The sequence below is a fragment of the Rhizobium sp. 01T444 genome (genome assembly GCF_056398305.1).
Window position 1 is genome coordinate 66,785 of sequence record NZ_JBFTPD010000013.1, and the last position, 18,819, is coordinate 85,603.

At 61.3% G+C, this 18,819-nt stretch carries 19 protein-coding genes and 1 pseudogene; 11 read left to right on the top strand and 9 right to left on the bottom strand.

The window, feature by feature from the left end; genetic code table 11:
• Positions 1-11: 11 nt before the first annotated feature.
• The 4 genes from AC1DTN_RS18445 (at position 12) to AC1DTN_RS18460 (ending at position 4,520) form a co-directional block, all read left to right on the top strand.
• Entirely contained in the window at positions 12-842 is an 831-nt protein-coding gene (locus tag AC1DTN_RS18445) for an RNA methyltransferase (RefSeq protein ID WP_477921993.1), read from the top strand.
• On the top strand, positions 823-1,623 hold the full coding sequence (murI, locus tag AC1DTN_RS18450; protein WP_477921995.1) for a glutamate racemase: 801 nt from the start codon (positions 823-825) through the stop codon (positions 1,621-1,623). The genes AC1DTN_RS18445 and murI overlap by 20 nt, the downstream gene beginning before the upstream one ends.
• Before the next feature lie 97 nt (positions 1,624-1,720).
• The gene (locus AC1DTN_RS18455) at positions 1,721-2,896 is read left to right on the top strand and encodes an MFS transporter (RefSeq protein ID WP_477921996.1); all 1,176 of its coding nucleotides are present in this window, start codon (positions 1,721-1,723) and stop codon (positions 2,894-2,896) included.
• 109 nt (positions 2,897-3,005) lie between these two features.
• The gene (locus tag AC1DTN_RS18460; protein ID WP_477921998.1) at positions 3,006-4,520 is read left to right on the top strand and encodes an ATP-binding protein; all 1,515 of its coding nucleotides are present in this window, start codon (positions 3,006-3,008) and stop codon (positions 4,518-4,520) included.
• Positions 4,521-4,526: 6 nt separating this feature from the next.
• Here AC1DTN_RS18460 and AC1DTN_RS18465 read toward each other — a convergent pair whose 3' ends face one another.
• On the bottom strand, positions 4,527-4,865 hold the full coding sequence (locus AC1DTN_RS18465) for a cupin domain-containing protein (protein WP_477922082.1): 339 nt from the start codon (positions 4,863-4,865) through the stop codon (positions 4,527-4,529).
• Between the two features lie 97 nt (positions 4,866-4,962).
• Between AC1DTN_RS18465 and AC1DTN_RS18470 the strand changes: the two genes are divergently transcribed.
• From AC1DTN_RS18470 to AC1DTN_RS18495, 6 genes are all read left to right on the top strand, one after another.
• A complete protein-coding gene (locus AC1DTN_RS18470) occupies positions 4,963-5,493 on the top strand; it encodes a MarR family winged helix-turn-helix transcriptional regulator (RefSeq protein WP_477921999.1) in 531 nt (176 codons plus the stop codon).
• A gap of 197 nt (positions 5,494-5,690) precedes the next feature.
• Positions 5,691-6,308 carry a 30S ribosomal protein S4 gene (rpsD, locus tag AC1DTN_RS18475; protein WP_113324725.1) on the top strand — a complete coding sequence of 206 codons (618 nt, stop codon included), beginning with the start codon at positions 5,691-5,693 and terminating at the stop codon, positions 6,306-6,308.
• A 72-nt stretch (positions 6,309-6,380) separates the two neighbouring features.
• Positions 6,381-7,310: a glutaminase gene (locus tag AC1DTN_RS18480; RefSeq protein WP_113324726.1), complete on the top strand. Its 930-nt coding sequence runs from the start codon at positions 6,381-6,383 to the stop codon at positions 7,308-7,310.
• A gap of 59 nt (positions 7,311-7,369) precedes the next feature.
• A complete protein-coding gene (gene ttcA / locus AC1DTN_RS18485) occupies positions 7,370-8,236 on the top strand; it encodes a tRNA 2-thiocytidine(32) synthetase TtcA (protein ID WP_310388258.1) in 867 nt (288 codons plus the stop codon).
• A 44-nt stretch (positions 8,237-8,280) separates the two neighbouring features.
• Positions 8,281-9,111 (top strand): inositol monophosphatase family protein, encoded by an 831-nt coding sequence (locus AC1DTN_RS18490; RefSeq protein WP_477922000.1) that lies wholly within the window; start codon positions 8,281-8,283, stop codon positions 9,109-9,111.
• A 17-nt stretch (positions 9,112-9,128) separates the two neighbouring features.
• Entirely contained in the window at positions 9,129-9,953 is an 825-nt protein-coding gene (locus AC1DTN_RS18495) for an inositol monophosphatase family protein (protein WP_439015094.1), read from the top strand.
• Between the two features lie 8 nt (positions 9,954-9,961).
• Here AC1DTN_RS18495 and hisC read toward each other — a convergent pair whose 3' ends face one another.
• The 6 genes and pseudogenes from hisC to AC1DTN_RS18525 all read right to left on the bottom strand — a co-directional run bounded on the left by hisC (position 9,962) and on the right by AC1DTN_RS18525 (position 14,714).
• On the bottom strand, positions 9,962-11,020 hold the full coding sequence (gene hisC / locus AC1DTN_RS18500; protein WP_477922001.1) for a histidinol-phosphate transaminase: 1,059 nt from the start codon (positions 11,018-11,020) through the stop codon (positions 9,962-9,964).
• Positions 11,021-11,052: 32 nt separating this feature from the next.
• On the bottom strand, positions 11,053-12,333 hold the full coding sequence (locus tag AC1DTN_RS18505; protein ID WP_113324731.1) for a multidrug effflux MFS transporter: 1,281 nt from the start codon (positions 12,331-12,333) through the stop codon (positions 11,053-11,055).
• Positions 12,334-12,463: 130 nt separating this feature from the next.
• Positions 12,464-13,711 (bottom strand): multidrug effflux MFS transporter, encoded by a 1,248-nt coding sequence (locus AC1DTN_RS18510; protein WP_442205920.1) that lies wholly within the window; start codon positions 13,709-13,711, stop codon positions 12,464-12,466.
• Between the two features lie 137 nt (positions 13,712-13,848).
• Positions 13,849-14,187: a Grx4 family monothiol glutaredoxin gene (gene grxD, locus AC1DTN_RS18515; protein ID WP_007826252.1), complete on the bottom strand. Its 339-nt coding sequence runs from the start codon at positions 14,185-14,187 to the stop codon at positions 13,849-13,851.
• Between the two features lie 146 nt (positions 14,188-14,333).
• A pseudogene (locus AC1DTN_RS18520) lies at positions 14,334-14,453 on the bottom strand (c-type cytochrome); the annotation flags it as partial.
• Between the two features lie 24 nt (positions 14,454-14,477).
• Entirely contained in the window at positions 14,478-14,714 is a 237-nt protein-coding gene (locus tag AC1DTN_RS18525) for a hypothetical protein (RefSeq protein WP_477922003.1), read from the bottom strand.
• A 166-nt stretch (positions 14,715-14,880) separates the two neighbouring features.
• Here AC1DTN_RS18525 and AC1DTN_RS18530 point away from each other — a divergent pair, with 166 nt between their 5' ends.
• Positions 14,881-16,026: a hypothetical protein gene (locus AC1DTN_RS18530; protein ID WP_477922004.1), complete on the top strand. Its 1,146-nt coding sequence runs from the start codon at positions 14,881-14,883 to the stop codon at positions 16,024-16,026.
• A 137-nt stretch (positions 16,027-16,163) separates the two neighbouring features.
• On the opposite strand, the gene AC1DTN_RS18535 is transcribed toward AC1DTN_RS18530, so the two are convergent.
• Positions 16,164-16,397, bottom strand: coding sequence for a BolA/IbaG family iron-sulfur metabolism protein (locus AC1DTN_RS18535; RefSeq protein ID WP_007826248.1), 234 nt, complete (start codon positions 16,395-16,397; stop codon positions 16,164-16,166).
• A gap of 19 nt (positions 16,398-16,416) precedes the next feature.
• A complete protein-coding gene (gene purL, locus AC1DTN_RS18540) occupies positions 16,417-18,651 on the bottom strand; it encodes a phosphoribosylformylglycinamidine synthase subunit PurL (RefSeq protein WP_477922005.1) in 2,235 nt (744 codons plus the stop codon).
• Positions 18,652-18,819: the final 168 nt, after the last annotated feature.

Consider the following 18,819-nt stretch of genomic DNA (forward strand, 5'->3'; position numbering starts at 1 on the left):
CAAATAGGCACATGGCGGGTACGAACAGCGAGCGTCAACTTCTGGCCGAAGGGCCGGTCATCATTCTGGTCGAGCCGCAGATGGGCGAGAATATCGGCATGGTGGCGCGCGCCATGGCGAATTTCGGCCTTGCCGATCTGCGGCTCGTCAACCCGCGCGACGGCTGGCCGAACGAGAAGGCGCAGGCCGCAGCCTCCAAGGCCGATCACGTGATCGAGGGCACCAAGGTGTACGACACGCTGGAAGAGGCGATTGCCGATCTCAACTTCGTCTATGCGACGACGGCGCGCAGCCGCGACAATTACAAGCCGGTGCGCTCTCCGGTCTTTGCCGCGTCAAACCTGCGCAGCCGGTTCCGGGCAGGTGAGGCCACCGGCATCCTGTTCGGGCGCGAGCGTTGGGGGCTGACGAACGAGGAAGTGGCGCTTGCCGATGAGATCGTCACATTCCCGGTCAATCCCGCCTTTGCCTCGCTCAATATCGCCCAGGCGGTATTGCTCATGTCCTATGAGTGGATGAAATCCGGCATGGAGGATCTGGAGGCGGTGCCGTTCCAGGCGCTCGAGCAGCGGCCCTCCACCAAGGAGCAGCTTTTCGGGCTGTTCGACCAGCTGGAAGAGGCGTTGGATTCACGCAACTATTTCCATCCGCCCTCGAAAAAGCCGAAAATGGTCGACAACCTGCGCGCAGTTCTCTCCCGCCGAGCGTTCACGGAACAGGAAATCAGCGTGTTGCGCGGCGTCATCTCCTCCCTCGACCGCTTTTCGCGCGACAGTCCGCGCAAGGGCGGTTCCACTCGATCCGCCAAGGGTGCGCCCACCGATGACAGCGCCGACGAATGAGCTGAAACCCGTCCTCGTCTTCGATTCAGGCATAGGCGGGCTGACCGTGCTGCGCGAGGCACGTGTGCTGATGCCAGAACGCGGCTTCATTTATATCGCGGACGATGCCGGCTTTCCCTATGGCGGCTGGGAAGAGCAGGCGCTGAAGGAGCGCATCATCAGCCTCTTCGCCAAGCTGCTCGAAGACTAYGATCCGGAAGTCTGCATCATCGCCTGCAACACGGCCTTCACGCTGGTCGGTGCGGATCTGCGCGCCGCCTTTCCGCAGATGACCTTCGTCGGCACGGTGCCGGCGATCAAGCCTGCTGCCGAGCGCACGCGCTCCGGCCTCGTCTCGGTGCTTGCGACCCCTGGCACAGTCAAGCGCGCCTATACGCGCGATCTCATCCAGTCCTTTGCGCAGCAATGCCATGTGCGRCTCGTCGGTTCCGAAAACCTGGCCCGCATGGCGGAGGCCTATATCCGGGGTGAAGCCGTTTCCGATGAAGCAGTGACGGCCGAGATCGAGCAATGCTTCGTCGATAAGGACGGCCGCAAGACAGATATCGTGGTGCTTGCCTGCACGCATTATCCGTTCATGGCCAATCTATTCCGCAGGCTGGCGCCTTGGCCGGTGGACTGGCTGGACCCTGCGGAAGCCATTGCGCGGCGCGCCCGCACGCTGGTACCGCAGGTGGCGGACGCCGTTCACCCCGATAATTTCGACTTTGCCGTCTTTACATCAGGCAATCCCGATTTTGCCACCCGGCGGCTGATGCAGGGTTTCGGGCTGAGCGCCTGAGAAGGCACTACGCGCTTTATTTCACCTGTCTCATCGCGCAAGATCTCCGCGGGGAATCGCGAGCGGGTTTGGCGCTCAAGATGTAAAGGGATGCGCCGTGCCGCTGCAAAGACTTGTCATGCTGATCTTCTTTCTGCAACCGATAGCCTTTGGCGCCTGGTTGCCGCGGATTCCCGATATCCAGGCGAAGCTTGAACTCGGCACCGCCGATCTCGCCGTTGCCCTTCTGGGATTGCCGATCGGCACGCTGATCACCCTGCCGTTTGCCGGCCGCCTCGTCTCGCGCATCGGCGGGCGCATGGCGATCATCTATGGTTTCATCTTCTTTCTTGCCGTGGTTTCACTGCCAGCCTTCGCGCCCAGCGCCGTGCTTCTATTCTTTGCCTTGATGATCGTCGGGGTCGCGCTCTCGACGGTAGAACTCGGCATGAATGTCGAGGCCGATGTGACGGAGAAGGCGACGGGGCTGATCATCATGAGCCGCTGCCATGGCTTCTGGAGCCTCGGCATCATGGTCGGCAGCCTGATCGGCGTTGGCGCCATAGCCATAGGGCTTTCACCGCACTGGTCGATCCTGATCACAGCGATCGTTATCCTGCCGGCCGGGCTGATTGCCAGCCTGCGCCTGCCGAAATTGCCGGAAAGTCACCACGAGGAGAATTCGCAGGTAAAGACCGGCTTCAAGCCGCCCAGTCTTGCCCTGCTCGGGATCTGCGCCTTCGTCTTCGGTGTGACGATGACCGAAGGTGCGATCGCCGATTGGTCGGCGGTCTACCTCCGCGATGTCATGAATGCCGCGGGCGCGCAAACCGGCCTCGGTTATTCGGTTTTTGCCTTCATGGTTGCGGCGGGGCGCTTCAGCGGTGATTACATGAAAGGCCGTTTCGGCGCGGTTGCCATTGCCCGCGGCTGCGGCATCGCCTCGCTTGTCGGCATGCTCGTCGTTCTCCTTGCGCCGGCGACACCGCTTGCCCTCATCGGCTTTGCCGCTGTCGGTGTCGGCGTTTCGGTCGGATTTCCGCTTGCGGTGACGGCCGTCGCCTCGCTGACTGATCGGCCGCCTGCGTCAAGCGTTGCGACACTTTCCTTCGCAGCCCTGAGCGGCTTTCTCATCGGGCCGCCGATTATCGGCTTTCTCGGCGAACTCCTGGGCTTGCGTGTGGGGCTTGCGGTCTTGCTGGTACCGCTTTTCGTCAGCCTGCTCTGCACCCGTTTGCTGATCCCGACGCAGAAGGAGATGGCGGGCGGCCTCGTCGAGCGCGAGGCGGTGTAAAAACCTATTTCCCAGGGCTGACTTTCCCTGTGGGTTCTTGACGGTTTGACGACAACAGTGCCTGCGAATCTGCTAGAGACGGGCCGGGAATTTGTAAGGGGAATTGGACGTGCAGGTTGGCATCGATATGGGACTGGCGTCCGGCGCTCCGGCGACGCTCGATATCGAGGAGCTGCTGGCGACACGTCTGCTCGTTCAGGGCAACTCCGGCTCCGGAAAATCGCATCTCCTCCGCCGTCTGCTGGAACAATCCGCCCAATGGGTGCAGCAGGTCATCATCGATCCCGAAGGTGATTTCGTCACGCTCTCCGACCGGTACGGCCATGTCGTCGTCGATGGCGAGCGCACCGAGGCCGAGCTTGCCGGCATTGCCAACCGTATCCGCCAGCACCGCGTATCCTGCGTTCTCACGCTGGAAGGGCTCGATATCGAGCAGCAGATGCGGGCCGCTGCCGCCTTCCTCAACGGCATGTTCGATGCCGATCGCGAATATTGGTATCCTGTTCTCGTCGTGGTCGACGAAGCGCAGATGTTTGCGCCCTCTGTCGGCGGCGACGTGTCGGAAGATGCGCGCAAGGCCTCGCTTGGCGCCATGACCAACCTGATGTGCCGCGGACGTAAACGCGGGCTTGCGGGCGTCATCGCCACGCAGCGTCTTGCCAAGCTTGCCAAGAACGTCGCGGCCGAAGCCTCGAACTTCCTGATGGGCCGCACCTTCCTCGATATCGACATGGCGCGCGCCGCAGACCTGCTCGGCATGGACCGCCGCCAGGCGGAAATGTTCCGAGATCTCAAGCGCGGTCATTTCGTGGCGCTCGGCCCGGCCTTGTCGCGCCGCCCGCTGCCGATCCAGATCGGCAATGTCGAGACCTCGGCGCGCTCTTCCAGCCCGAAGCTGATGCCGCTGCCGGATGCGCCGCAGGATGTGGAAGACCTGATCTTCACGCCCCACCCGGAAGAATTCCAGCGGCCGATGGTACGGCGTACGCCGCCGGCACCACGCCCGACCACAGATATCCTTGCCGAACTGTCACGCTCGACGCCATCAGCAGCACCGTTGCAGGCTTCCGAGCCGCGTGTGGCCCAGCCGGAAATCTCGGCAGAAGAGCGTGAGGAACGGCTTGCCGGCGTGCTCGCCGAAATCCTCGACGATCCGGGCTCCGGCTTCCGGACCGATGCGGTACTCTATCAGGAATTCCTGGTGCGGCTGCGGATGCGCCGCGTTCCCGGTCCGCCGATGTCGCTGCCGGAATTCCGACGGCGCGTCGCGGTTTCGCGCTCTGGCGTCGATCCCGAAATGGCGGCAGGCGAAGCGTGGGCGACGGCACTTTCGCTGTCGAACGGCGTCACCGACGATCTGCAGGGCGTCTTCCTGATGATGGCGAAGGCTGCGATCGGCGGCGAGGCTTGCCCTTCGGACGCCCGTATCGCCCGTGCTTACGGCACGCATTCGGCCCGGCGCGCGCGCCGGCTGCTCGGTTATTTCGAGGAGCAGGGGCTCATCGTCGTGCACACGGATTTCAGCGGCAAGCGCATCGTTGCCTTTCCGGACCTGCAGGCTGAGACCGCGCCGGGCTCGGCCGATGCGCCCGACAGCGATTTTCTGAAGAGCGCCGCAGAATAGGCCTGTTCAGACCCAGCTCTGGATGATTTCGGTGCTGGCATGGATGCAGGTGAGCTCCAACCGCGTCGTTCCGACATTCTTGAAGCAGTGAGGCGTCTCGGCATTGACGATGACGATATCGCCGACACTGGGCTCCAGCGTCTCCTCGCCAACGGTGAAGCGCGCCTTGCCGGAGCGGACGATCCACATTTCCGTGTAGGGGTGAACATGCAGGTCCGGCCCCTGGCCAGGCTCGTTGTCGATCAGGAAGATCGAGACCGGCGCGCCGTAATCACCGCCCTCGAAACGGATGGTGCGATTGGCGAACTGCTGCTGGCTTTCACGCGGTCTGACATGGAACACGATTTCCTCCTTGGATCACGCTGCAGGTTCGCTATATTTATCTTCACGAGAAGATAATCTTCCCAATTTATCTTCTCGTCAAGATAGTTTTGGAGTAACCATGGAAAAGCGAGACCATGTCGACCGGCTGCGCGCTCTCTGGGCGGAAGAGCTGCCCGATCTCGATACGACGCCGATGAGCATTCTCGGACGCATCTACCGGATCTCTAATCTGGTGCGGCCATCCATCGAGGCGACATTCTCGGAATTCGATCTCGATCGCGGGGAGTTTGACGTGATAGCGACGATCCGGCGCGCTGGGCCGCCATACAGAATGATCCCGACGGAGCTCTACAGTCTTCTGATGATCTCCTCGGGCGGGCTGACGCACCGGCTGGACAGGCTGGAGAAATCCGGGCTCATCCGGCGCGAGCGCTCTGCCGGAGACAAGCGCAGCTTCGAGGTGGCGCTGACGGAGGAGGGCATCCGCCGTGCCGAATCCGCCTTCCGCGAAGACATGAAGCGGGAACTCTGCCATCTCGAAGGGCTGGACGAGGACGAGCGTCGGGCGCTGGCCGCGCTCTTGCGTAAACTTGCCGGTTCGCTGGAACGGGCGGGCGAGTACGGGCTTGCTGCGGCAGATTCTGTTTGACAATCCTGTGACTTATCCCTAAAGACCGCCCCAGCACCGGGCAGCAATGTCCGGTGTTTCATTTGACATGTCCCGTGGATCCTGTCCGTTCGCGAATGGAAAGATCCTGTCGGGTCTCGGAAACGAGATCAAAGGAGGGCGTGTTTCCTTCGCGCGGTTTGGCAACAAACCGTCCTAACTTTTTGAAAGGAAATACGATGAGCAAGCGCGAATCGTCCAAGTACAAGATCGACCGCCGTATGGGCGAAAACATCTGGGGCCGTCCGAAGTCCCCGGTGAACCGCCGCGAATACGGCCCGGGCCAGCACGGCCAGCGCCGCAAGGGCAAGCTTTCCGACTTCGGTGTGCAGCTGCGCGCCAAGCAGAAGCTGAAGGGTTACTACGGTGACCTGCGCGAGAAGCAGTTCCGTGCGATCTTCGCTGAAGCTGACCGCCGCAAGGGCGATACCTCGGAAAACCTGATCGGTCTTCTGGAGTCCCGCCTCGACGCGATCGTCTACCGCGCCAAGTTTGTTCCGACGGTCTTTGCTGCCCGTCAGTTCGTCAACCATGGCCACGTTACGGTCAACGGCGTGCGCGTCAACATCGGTTCTTACCGTTGCAAGGCCGGCGACGTCATCGAAGTTCGTGAACGTTCCAAGCAGCTCGTTACGGTTCTGGAATCGGTTTCGCTCGCAGAGCGTGACGTTCCTGATTACGTCGAAGTCGACCATAACAAGATGGTTGCCACTTTCGCACGCGTTCCGACGCTTGCCGACGTTCCGTACCCGGTTGTCATGGAACCGCACCTGGTCGTCGAATTCTATTCTCGCTAATCAGCGAGAGGCGTTTTCGCATACAGAAAAGCCGCCCTCCAAGGCGGCTTTTTTGTTCTCTGGAGAGAAGCCATCATGGATTTGCAGGCAGTCCTCGACAGCATCTACAAGGAGCTGACGCCCCGCATCGGCGAGGGCAAGGTCGCGGATTACATTCCCGAACTTGCCAAGATCGATCCGAACCAGTTCGGCATGTCGATCATTACCGTCGACGGCAAGGTCTACAGCGTCGGCCATGCCGACGTCGCCTTTTCCATCCAGAGCATTTCCAAGGTCTTCATGCTGACGCTGGCGCTCGGCAAGGTGGGCGAGGGGCTGTGGAAGCGGGTCGGCCGCGAACCCTCGGGCTCGGCCTTCAATTCCATCGTCCAGCTCGAGCATGAGCACGGCATCCCGCGCAATCCCTTCATCAATGCCGGCGCTATCGCCGTCAGTGATGTCGTCATGGCCGGCCATGCGCCGCGCGAGGCGATCGGCGAGTTGCTGCGCTTCGTGCGTTACCTCGCCGACGACGAATCCATCACCATCGACGATAAGGTGGCGCGTTCGGAAACGGCGACCGGCTATCGCAATTTCGCGCTCGCCAACTTCATGCGCTCCTACCGCAATCTCGACCATCCGGTCGATCATGTGCTCGGCGTCTATTTCCACCAGTGCGCGCTTTCGATGACCTGCGAGCAGCTGGCCCGTGCCGGTCTGTTCCTGGCTGCGCGCGGCAGCAATCCGCTGACCGGCCATTCGGTGGTGTCGCCGAAGCGGGCGCGACGCATCAATGCGCTGATGCTGACCTGCGGCCACTATGATGGCTCAGGAGATTTCGCCTATCATGTCGGCCTGCCGGGCAAGAGCGGCGTCGGCGGCGGCATCTTTGCCGTGGCGCCGGGCATCGCCTCGATTGCAGTGTGGTCGCCGGGGCTGAACAAGGTCGGCAATTCGCAGCTTGGTGCCGTGGCGCTGGAAATGCTGGCAGCCCGCACCGGCTGGTCGGTTTTCGGCGATTGAGGCTGGGTTGGCCTGCGGCTTTCTGCTAAGCAGGACGCGCACATCAGACGGGTAAGAAGATGAATATCGCAGCCAATATTGCCGACGATCTGGAAACGGCTGAAGCCGGCATCGGCCATACGCTGTTTGCCGACGCGCCGCCTTCGGTCTCCTTCAACAAGCTGCGCAAGCGCCTGCTGCGGCAGGTGCGTCAGGCCTTCGAAGACTTCGACATGCTGAAGGACCAGAAGCGCTGGCTGATCGGCATTTCCGGCGGCAAGGATTCCTACGGGCTGCTGGCGCTGCTGCTCGACCTGCAATGGCGCGGGCTGCTGCCGGTGGAACTGATCGCCTGCAATCTCGACCAGGGTCAGCCGAACTTCCCGAAGCATGTGCTACCGGAATACCTCTCCAAGATCGGCGTCAAACACCGCATCGAATATCGCGACACCTATTCGATCGTGAAGGAGAAGGTGCCGGAGGGGGCCACCTACTGTTCGCTCTGCTCGCGCCTGCGCCGCGGCAATCTCTACCGCATTGCCAAGGAAGAGGGCTGCGATGCACTCGTGCTCGGCCATCACCGCGAGGACATTCTCGAAACCTTTTTCATGAACTTCTTCCATGGCGGCCGGCTCGCCGCCATGCCGGCGAAGCTTCTGAATGATGAAGGCAACCTGATGGTGCTGCGGCCGCTCGCCTATTGCGCCGAGGACGATATGGCGAAATTCGCGACTGCCATGCAGTTTCCGATCATTCCCTGCGATCTCTGCGGCTCGCAGGACGGTTTGCAGCGCAATGCGATGAAGGACATGCTTGCCGATATCGAGCGGCGCATGCCCGGCCGCAAGGACACGATGCTGCGCGCGCTCGCGCATGTGAACCCATCGCATCTGCTTGATCCGAAACTTTTCGACTTTTCTGCGCTGAACGTCACCCAAACGTCATAATGGACTTGCTATGAGCCTCTGCAGATCCATGCAACGAGTCCAAAATGATTTTCTCAGACAATGACATAGAGTTTCTCGGCGATTGCCTCCGGCATGTCGCCGAAGAAGAGATCATGCCGCGCTTCCGCAATGCGGCTGCGGCCAATGTTTCCGAAAAGACATCTTCCGTCGATCTCGTCACGCAGGCCGACCTGCGCTCCGAGGCCTATCTGACGGCGGCGATCCGCGAGCGCTTTCCCGGCGCCCTCATCGTCGGCGAAGAAGCTTATGAGGCGGATCGTTCCGTCGTGCCAGCGCTTGCCGATGCCGATCTTGCCTTCGTGATTGACCCGGTCGACGGCACCTTCAATTTTGCGGCCGGCCTGCCTGTCTTCGGCACCATTCTGGCCGTGACCGTCAAGGGCGAGACGGTTGCCGGCATCATTCACGATCCGGCCCTTGGCGATACAGTCGTTTCCCTCAAGGGCGCCGGCGCCTTCCAGCAGAAGCGTGATTGCGAGCCTGTCCGCCTGAAGGTGGCGGAGCCGATCGAGCTTAACCGCATGATCGGCGCCATGGCCTGCAGCCATATGGAGGAACCGGACCGTTCGCGCGTTGCCGGCAACATGGCGAAGATCCGCATGACCTTCGCCTTCAACTGCTCCGCCTATGAATATTGGATGGTCTCGTCCGGCAAGCTGCATTTCATCGGCCATCCGAAGCTGATGCCGTGGGATCATCTTGCCGGCGTGCTGACGCATGAGGAAGCCGGCGGCCATACGGCCAAATTCGACGGAACGCCTTATAGACCGGGCGAGATTTCCGGCGGCATCATCTCGGCTCCCGACAGGGAAAGCTGGGAGATGATCCGCAGCGATATCATCGGCCACCGATAAACCGAGGGGAAAGTGCCATGACGACTGCCGTAGACACGATGAAGCTTGCCGATCTCCTGCGGCAGGCAGCGAAAGCCGAGATCCTCCCGCGCTTTCGCCGGCTGGGCAGCAGTGACGTGCGCGCCAAGACGGAAGCGACCGACCTAGTCACCGAGGCCGATGAGCAGGCCGAAAGAATGATGAAGGTCGAGGCCGCGCGCCTCTGGCCGGAGGCGCTCTTCATCGGCGAAGAATCGGTTGCCGCCGATGCAGCACTTCTCGACAAACTCGAAGGTGCCGATCTCGCCATCGTCGTCGATCCCGTCGACGGCACGTTCAACTTCGCGTCAGGCATTCCGGCCTTCGGCGTCATGGCCTCGGTCGTATCCAAGGGCGAGACCGTTGCCGGTATCATCTATGATCCGATGGGCGACGACTGGGTCATGGCCGAGAAGGGTGGCGGCGCCTGGCTGCGCCGTCCAGACGGCGAAGCGCAGCGGCTGACGGTCGCAGAGCCTGTCGCGCTCGACCAGATGGTCGGCATGGCCTCCACCGGCTACCTGCCGCAGGAGAAGCGCGCAGAGATCCTCGGCAATCTCGCGAAGGTGCGCTTCCTCACCAACTACCGCTGTGCGGCCCATGAATACCGCACCTTTGCCGGCGGGCATGTGCATTACCTGATGTACAACAAGCTGATGCCCTGGGATCATCTGGCTGGCACTTTGATCAGTCAGGAAGCCGGTGCCTATGCCGCCCGCTTCGACGGCTCGGCCTATCAGCCGCATCATGTGACCGGCGGCCTGCTGATCACGCCGGACAAGGAAAGCTGGGACATCCTGCGCCGCGAGGTCTTCACGGTCTGAGCTTCAGCTCAGACCAATATCTGCTTCAGCGCGTCCAGAAGCTTGTCGCATTCGGCATCGGTGCCGATGGTGATGCGCAGGAAATCCTCGATGCGCTCCTTACGGAAGTGCCTGACTAGGACAGCGCGCTTTCGCAGTTCCGCAGCAATTTCCGCGCCGCCGCGGGTGGCGTGGCGGGCGAAGACGAAATTGGCGGAGGAGGGCAAGACCTTGAAGCCGAGTTTGCCGACGGCGGCGGTCAAGCGCTCGCGGCTTGCGATGATCAGATCGCAATGTTTCTGGAACCAGTCCCGATCTTCCCAAGCGGCCGTTGCACCAGCCTGCGTCAGCCTGTCCAGCGGATAGGAATTGAAGCTGTCCTTGACCCTCTCCAGCGCGTCGATCAACGGCCGCTGGCCGACGGCGAAGCCGACGCGCAGGCCGGCAAGGCCACGTGATTTCGAGAAGGTCTGGATGACGAGCAGGTTCGGATATTTCCGGACGAGCGGGATGGCGCTCTCGCCGCCGAAATCCACATAGGCTTCATCGATGACGAGGACCTGATCCGGATGCTCCGCAACCATCGCCTCGATCGCTGCGAGCGGCAGCGCGGTGCCGGTCGGCGCGTTCGGATTCGGCAGGATGATAGCGCCGCAGGGCTGGCGGTAATCCTCGGTTCGTACCATCATCTTTTCGTCGAGCGGGATCTCGCGGAAATCGATGCCGTAGAGGCCGCAATAGGTCGGGTAGAAGCTGTAGGTGACGTCGGGGAAGAGCAGGGGCAGATCGTGGTTCAGCAGCGCCTGGAAGGTATGCGCCAGAACCTCATCCGAGCCGTTGCCAACGAAGACCTGGCCGGGATCGAGATCATGGCTTGCGGCGATCGCCTTGCGCAGCTTCAAACCGGTTGGCTCGGGATAGAGGCGCAGCGTGTCGTTGACCGCTTCCGAGATCGCCGCCAGCGCACGCGGCGATGGGCCGTAGGGATTCTCATTGGTGTTCAGCTTGACCAGGCCGTCGATGACTGGCTGTTCGCCCGCCACGTAAGGCGTCAGGGATTGAACAATGGGGCTCCAGAAACGGCTCATCGGGATCTTCCAGTCTTAGCTCTCAAGCAGCATTACATGTGAACGGCGCCGGGTTCGATCTGCGGGCTGTCACCGGGATGGGTGAAAAGCTTGCCCTTTTCGGCCCAGAGCACCATGACGACGGTAACGGCGCCGAAGACCGCGAAGCCGCCGAAAAGCGGCTGGACGGTGCCGTTGAAGAGCTGGCCGACTCCGCCGCCGAGAAGGGCGCCGAAGGTCGTCGACACGAAGCCCGTCACGGCCGTTGCCGTGCCGGCGAGATTGCCCATCGGCTCCAGGCTGATGGCCGTGAAATTGGTAGCGATCACGGCAAACATCATCAGGAGGATCGAAAAGAGCGCATAGGAGAAGGAGAAGGCCGGCGTGCCGCCAAGCGCCGCGACGAAGCCGATTGCCGAGATGATGGTGAAAAGCAGCATGGCGGCATGCGAGATACGGCGCATGCCAAAGCTGCGCACCAGCATGCCGTTCAGGAAGTTGGCAACGGCAATGCCGCCCGCCGTTGCCGCAAAGGCGATCGGCAGCCAGTCGCCGAGGCCGTAGACCTCGCCGAAGACCTGCTGCACCGAGATCACATAGGCGCTGATGACGCCGGTGAACATGGTCAAGCCGATCATGTAGCCGCAGGTGATACGGTTGGTCAGAACCGTCTTGAAGCCGTCGCCGACAGCGGCGAAGGAGAGCGGAATACGCTCGTCCGGTGGCAGGGATTCCTTCAGGCGCAGAAGCGCCCATACGAAGAGGATCGAGGCGACGATGCCGAGCAGGATGAAGATCCAGTGCCATTCGGCATAGGTAATGATCAGCTGGCCAACCGAGGGGGCAACGATCGGCACGATCATGAAGACGATCATGACATAGGACATGACGCGGGCCATCTCGCGGCCGCCGAAGCAGTCACGCACGATTGCCATGGTGGTGATGCGCACGGCCGCGCCGCCGATGCCCTGGACGAAACGCATGATCAGCAGCATTTCGAAGCTGCCGGTGGCGGCCGCCGCAAACATGCCGAGGATATAGCAGGCCAGGCCGCCGAGCAGGATGTTGCGGCGGCCGAAGGCATCCGACAGGCTGCCGAAGATGATCTGCGAGGCGCCGAAGCCTAAGAAGAACACGCCGATAACGAGCTGCGTGTCATTGCTGTTGGTCACACCAAGCGAATGGCCGATGCTGGGCAGAGCCGCCAGCATGCTGTCGATCGCCATGGCGATGCTGGCGGTCATGATGGCGATGGTCACCACGAACTCGACAAAGCCCATGCCGATGCGGGCCGAGCCCTGGTTTTCCGTGTGCGGTTTATGTGTCGGAGTCATTCGAATCCCCCTGAATGACGTAAGAACGGCCGAAAACGCGGCCGCATGAATGCGGGATGCGACGGGTTCCTACCAGGATGCCCGTCGCCTGACGTGTCTGAGAGCTTCAGTCCCGGTATGGGGCCTGATATCAGTGTCCGATATCAGTGAAGCTGGAAAGCGATGCGTCCTTCGACAGCGGCGCATGCTGCGCTCTGAACAGCCGGCCCTTTTCGGCGATCAGCACGAAAACGATGCCGATCAACGAGACGACGAAGTAGCCCACGATCATCGGCGTCGCCGTGCCGTTGAAGGACTGGCCGATCATGGCGCCGATCGATGCGCCACCGACCGTGCTCATGAAGCCGATCACCGAAGAAGCCGTGCCGGCGAGATGGCCGAGCGGCTCCATGGCGAGCGAGTTGAAGTTCGAGCCGATCCAGCCGAACTGGAACATGACCAGCGCGAAGAAGGTGATGAAGATCGGGAACGGCATCGGCTGCGGCCCGAAGACCTGCACGAGCATCCAGATGAAGCTCAACGCGCTGAAGCCTAAGAGCGAGGCATGCGACAGGCGGCGCATGCCGAACCGGCCGACGAGCTGCGAATTGATGAAGGACGAGAAGGCCATGAACAGCGCCACGCCGGCAAAGGCGACCGGAGCGTAAACGCCGAGCCCGTAAATGCCGACATAGACCTGCTGGGCGGAATTGATGAAGCCGAACAGCGCGCCGAACAGGATCGTGCTGGCAATGGTGTAACAGAGGGCGACACGGTTCGACAGGAAGATCGCAAAGCCCTGCAGGATCGAGCGCGCCGTGAACGGGCGAACATTAGCCGGATCCAACGTCTCCGGCAGGCGCAGATACATCCAGATACCAACGGCCGTCGCCATGGTGCCGATGAAGACGAAGATCATGTGCCAGGTGCTGACGAGCATGATGATCTGGCCGCTGCCGGGCGCAATAACAGGCACGACCATGAAGACCATCATGATCAGCGACATGACTTCCGCCATCTGCCGACCACCGTAGACATCGCGGACGATGGAAATAGTAATGACGCGGGTCGCGGCGGAACCAAGACCCTGGATGAAGCGCAGCGCCAGAAGACCGGCAAAGGTCGGGACGACAGCGATACCGAAGGCGGCAACGACGTAAATACAGAGGCCGATCAGGAGCGGAATGCGGCGACCAAAGCGATCGGAAAGCGGACCGTAGAAAAGCTGCGCGAGGCCGAAGCCAAAAAGATAGGCGGAAACGACATATTGGCGATGATTTTCGTTCTCGACACCGAGACTGGCACCGATCTGCTGCAGTGCGGGCAGCATGATGTCGATCGCCAGCGAGTTGACTGCCATCATGAAAGCCGCAAGCGCGATGAATTCGAGCTTGCCCATGGGCAGCCGACCCGCGGACATGGCTTGTGATGAATCTGTCACAATGAAATTCCCATAAACAGGTCAAGGCGCTGCTTAGCGCAGCGCCTCGAACTCAAGATACAGATTTGGAAACCGGACGGACGCCCGGTGACCGATCAGGCGACGGCAGTCTTAATGGTGACGCCGTTTTCCTGGAGGTGCTGCTGCAGCTCACCGGCCTGGAACATTTCCCGGACGATGTCGCAGCCGCCGATGAACTCGCCCTTGACGTAGAGCTGGGGGATCGTCGGCCAATTGGAGTAATCCTTGATGCCCTGGCGGATTTCCGAATCGGCGAGCACGTTGATGCCCTTATAGTCCACACCGATGTAATCGAGGATCTGGACGACCTGGCCGGAGAAACCGCACTGCGGAAACTGCGGCGTGCCCTTCATGAAGAGGACGACGTCGTTGCTCTTGATCTCGTTTTCGATGAATTCGTTGATACCGCTCATGGGACCTAATCCTTTCAACAGGCGGGTTAAAGGCCCGCCGTTTCAATCGTTTTCTTTAGATAGCATGTGGAAGCCGGAATTCCAGCCGCCAAAACCAAAAAAAGACCAATCCGCGACACTCTGTGGCGCGCATTGTTGCCGCTGCGTTACGGCTCCCTGCTGAGGTAGGCCTGGATCTGTTCTATCTCGGTATCGGTGAAGTGCCTGAAATCCCATTGCGAGACTTCGGTCACGACGCCGAGATCACGCCCGCCCATGCATCTGCCTCGAAGAATTGCGGGCATTGCAGCTTACGATGGGGAAGGTTTAGGCGCGGCGCGGCCGGCTGCCGTACGGCGCTTGCTGACCTGCTTGCGAGCGGGCTTGCGGCTCGTCGGCGTTGCCTTGCGGGTGGTGCGGCTCGTCGTTGCAGGAGCTGCCTTACGTCGCTTGCGCTTGGTCGTGGTGCGGCCCGTCGTCTTCTTCAGGATTTCCTTCAGCACGCTATTGACGACGCCTGACACCAGTTCATTCACGAGATTGGCCACAAAATTCCCCCTCAGCCCTATCGAAACGCACCTTACTTATTGAATTCCGGAAGAGTTCGCTTAGCAAGACGGCTCGAAGGTTTTATCCGGTTTTTCGCCGTATTTTCAGGCGAACCCGTCATCCTGGCAACGGCGCACTCAACCCGCCTGAAAGAAGAAAAACACTATGAAATTCGTCGATAAGCGGGTTGTGCTGCATTTCCCCGGATTCGAACCGCTTGATGGCGCAGCGCACCGGGCGCGGTATGAGCGTACCGCAAGGCAAAGCGCATCCGTCTGGGGCTACAATGTCGCAACCGGTGCTGCGGCCGAGGGGCACTATGTTTCCTTCGATGTCGGCACCGGCGCCGATGGCTGGCAGACGCAGACACGCGTCCATGTCTTCGACCATAACGAGCTGGTGCAGCGGTTGCGCACCGGCAACACGGCAAGCCGGATCGCGGCGGGCTTTGCAAGCTTCTGGCAGGTTGTGCGCGAGGGCGGCATGGCCGGCTACTTCCGCCATGCCTGGCGCTTTGGCCTGTTCTTCCTCTTTCCCTTCCTGCTGACGGCGCTCGCAATCGTCATCACGCTGCAGATCCTGACGCTGCATTACTGGCTGGGACTTCCCGGCTGGCACGTCGGCTGGAGCGCGCCGCTGGCGGCCATCTTCTTCACCTTCGGCTTCCTGCCGTTCTCGGAGCGCTTCCACACGCTGCATCTTTTTGCCGACTGGGAAATGGCCGTGGCGCTGGCACGCATGGACAGGCCTGTTTTCAACGACTGGCTGGAACAATGCGCGACGTCGCTGCGCGCAGCACTCAACGAGGAGGCCGATGAATATGTCATCTCCTCGCACAGTATGGGCTCCAGCGTCGCGGCGCATGTCGTCGGGATTCTGTTGGAGCGGGAGCCTGACGTTTTCAAGGGCAAGCGCGTGGTGTTCGCGACGCTCGGCTGCGCGATCCTGCAATGCGCGCTGATGTCGTCGGCCACGCTCTTGCGCTCGCGCGTCGGCCTGATTGCGCGTTGCCCGGATATTTTCTGGCTCGATGTGCAGTGCCTGACGGACTCGATCAACTTCTACAAGGTGCCTGTCGTCAGCGTTTCCGGCCATCCGGATGCGCCGCAGGCGAGCATGATCCATATCCGCGTGCGGCAGATGCTGACGCCTGAACATTACAAGAAGATCCGTAAGGATCAGCTGCGCGTGCACCGCCAATATGTGCTGGGGCCGGACAAGAAATCCGCCTTCGATTTCACGCTGCTGACCGCAGGCCCGATGCCGGCCTCGGTCTTTGCCTATCCCGAGCAGGACAAGCTGCCGGCCTGAGAGCTCAGCAATGAAGAGGTGAGGAGGCGTCGATCACTTTCGAGCCATCGCTTCCGTTTCAAAACAAAAACCCGGCGGAAGAAGCCTTCCAGCCGGGCCTGTTCGTTTCAGATCTTCAGTCGGCCGAAGCCAGCATTTCAATCCGGTGCCGAGGTCTGCAGGGCAAGAGCGTGCAGGATGCCGCCCATATTGCCCTTCAGCGCCTCATAGACCATCTGGTGCTGCTGCACGCGGCTCTTGCCGCGGAAGGCTTCCGCGACGACTTCGGCGGCGTAGTGATCGCCGTCGCCTGCCAGATCGCGGATCGTTACCTTGGCACCGGGAATCCCGGCCTTGATCATGTCTTCGATATCGCCGGGTTTCATGGCCATGATCGTTACTCCTTGCGCATCATTCCGCGGCGACAAGCTCGCCGCGGCCGTCCATGAAATCAGGGAACCACGATTCATGGGCATCGCGCAATTGCTGAATCGGCAGCGCAATCAGATCGTCGACGACGAGGGCATCGCCCTTGATAGTACCGAGGCGGCGGAAGGGGATGCCTGAACCTTCTGCGTTGGCGCAGATGAAATCGGCAACATCCTTCGGAACGGTCAGAACGTAGCGCGCCTGATCCTCGCCGAAGAGCTGGGCATGGGCCGCACCCTTGCCTTCGCTGAGGCTGACGTTGAGACCCTTGCCTGAGGCCATCGCCATTTCAGCGAGCGCCAACACGAGGCCGCCGGAGGAAATGTCGTGGCAGGCGGTCGCCTGACCGTTACGGATGACCGAGCGGACGAAATCGCCGTTGCGGCGCTCGGCAGAGAGATCGACTTCAGGTGCCGGACCTTCGGCGCTGCCGACGACATCGCGCAGATAGATCGACTGGCCGAGATGGCTGCCGTCGGTGCCGATGAGCAGAACCTTGTCGCCTTCGGCAGCGCTGCCGATGCGAGCCATCTTGCGCCAGTCTGGCATCAGGCCGACGCCGGCAATGGTCGGCGTCGGCAGGATCGCGACACCATTGGTTTCGTTATAGAGCGAGACGTTGCCGGAGACGATCGGGAAGTCCAGTGCGCGGCAGGCTTCGCCGATGCCCTTCACGGCCTCGACGAACTGGCCCATGATCTCGGGCTTTTCCGGATTGCCGAAGTTCAGGTTGTCTGTGGCCGCCAGCGGCTCGGCGCCGGTCGCGGTGATGTTGCGCCAGCATTCGGCAACCGCCTGCTTGCCGCCCTCGAAGGGATTGGCCTCGACATAACGCGGGGTGACGTCGGAGGAGAACGCCAGCGCCTTCAGCGGATGGCCTTCGACGCGCACGACACCGGCGTCGCCGCCCGGAAGCTGCAGGGAGTTGCCCTGGATCAGCGTGTCATATTGTTCGTAGACCCAGCGGCGGCTGGACTGGTTGGCGGAGCCGACGAGCTTCAGCAGCGCTTCGTTGTAATCTTCCGGTGCTGCAACGAGGTTGGCAGGCAGGGGCGCGCGCTTGCCAGATTCGCGCCAGGGGCGGTCATATTCCGGAGCCTGGTCGCCGAGATCCTTGATCGGGAGGTTCGCGACTTCCTCACCCTGATGCATGACACGGAAGCGCAGATCATCGGTAGTCTTGCCGACGATCGCGAAATCGAGGCCCCACTTGACGAAGATCGCCTTGGCTTCCTCTTCCTTTTCCGGCTGCAGCACCATGAGCATGCGCTCCTGGCTTTCCGACAGCATCATCTCGTAGGCGGTCATGCGCTCTTCGCGCACCGGCACCTTGTCGAGCTCGAGCAGGATGCCGAGGTCGCCCTTGGCACCCATTTCGACGGCGGAGCAGGTAAGGCCGGCTGCACCCATATCCTGGATGGCGATGACGGCGCCGGTCTTCATCAGTTCGAGGCAGGCTTCGAGCAGGCACTTTTCGGTGAAGGGGTCGCCGACCTGAACGGTCGGACGCTTCTCTTCGATCGATTCATCGAATTCTGCCGATGCCATGGTTGCACCGCCGACGCCGTCACGGCCGGTCTTGGCGCCGAGATAAACGACCGGCAGGCCGACACCCTTGGCTTCCGAGAGGAAGATGGCGTTCGACTTGGCAAGGCCGGCTGCGAAGGCATTGACGAGGATGTTGCCGTTGTAGCGGGCATCGAACTCCACTTCGCCGCCGACCGTCGGCACGCCGAAGGAATTGCCGTAGCCGCCCACACCTGCCACGACGCCGGCAACGAGATGGCGTGTCTTCGGATGATCCGGCTCGCCGAAACGCAGCGCGTTCATTGCCGCGATCGGACGCGCTCCCATGGTGAAGACATCGCGCAGGATGCCGCCGACACCGGTCGCCGCACCCTGATAGGGCTCGATATAGGACGGATGGTTGTGGCTCTCCATCTTGAAGACGACGCAGTCGCCGTCATCGATATCGACCACACCGGCATTTTCGCCAGGTCCCTGGATGACGCGCGGTCCCTTGGTCGGCAAGGTGCGCAGCCACTTCTTGGAGGATTTGTAGGAGCAGTGCTCGTTCCACATGGCCGAAAAGATGCCGAGCTCCGTGAAGCTCGGTTCGCGGCCGATCAGATCCAGAATGCGCTGGTATTCATCCGGCTTGAGGCCGTGTGAGGCGATGAGTTCCGGCGTGATCTTGATAGTGTTTGGGATGGTCATGAGCTCTCGAAAGTCCCTGCCTTAGAGCAATCCAGCAAAAGTGCGCAGCGGTTTTGCGTCCGGAATTGCGTGAAACAAAGAGATAGACCATGACCGAGATTCGAAGAACAACGGACATGCCCTAGCGCGTTTGCCGTGTCTTTAGCTTAAGTAGGAATTGCGCGCGAT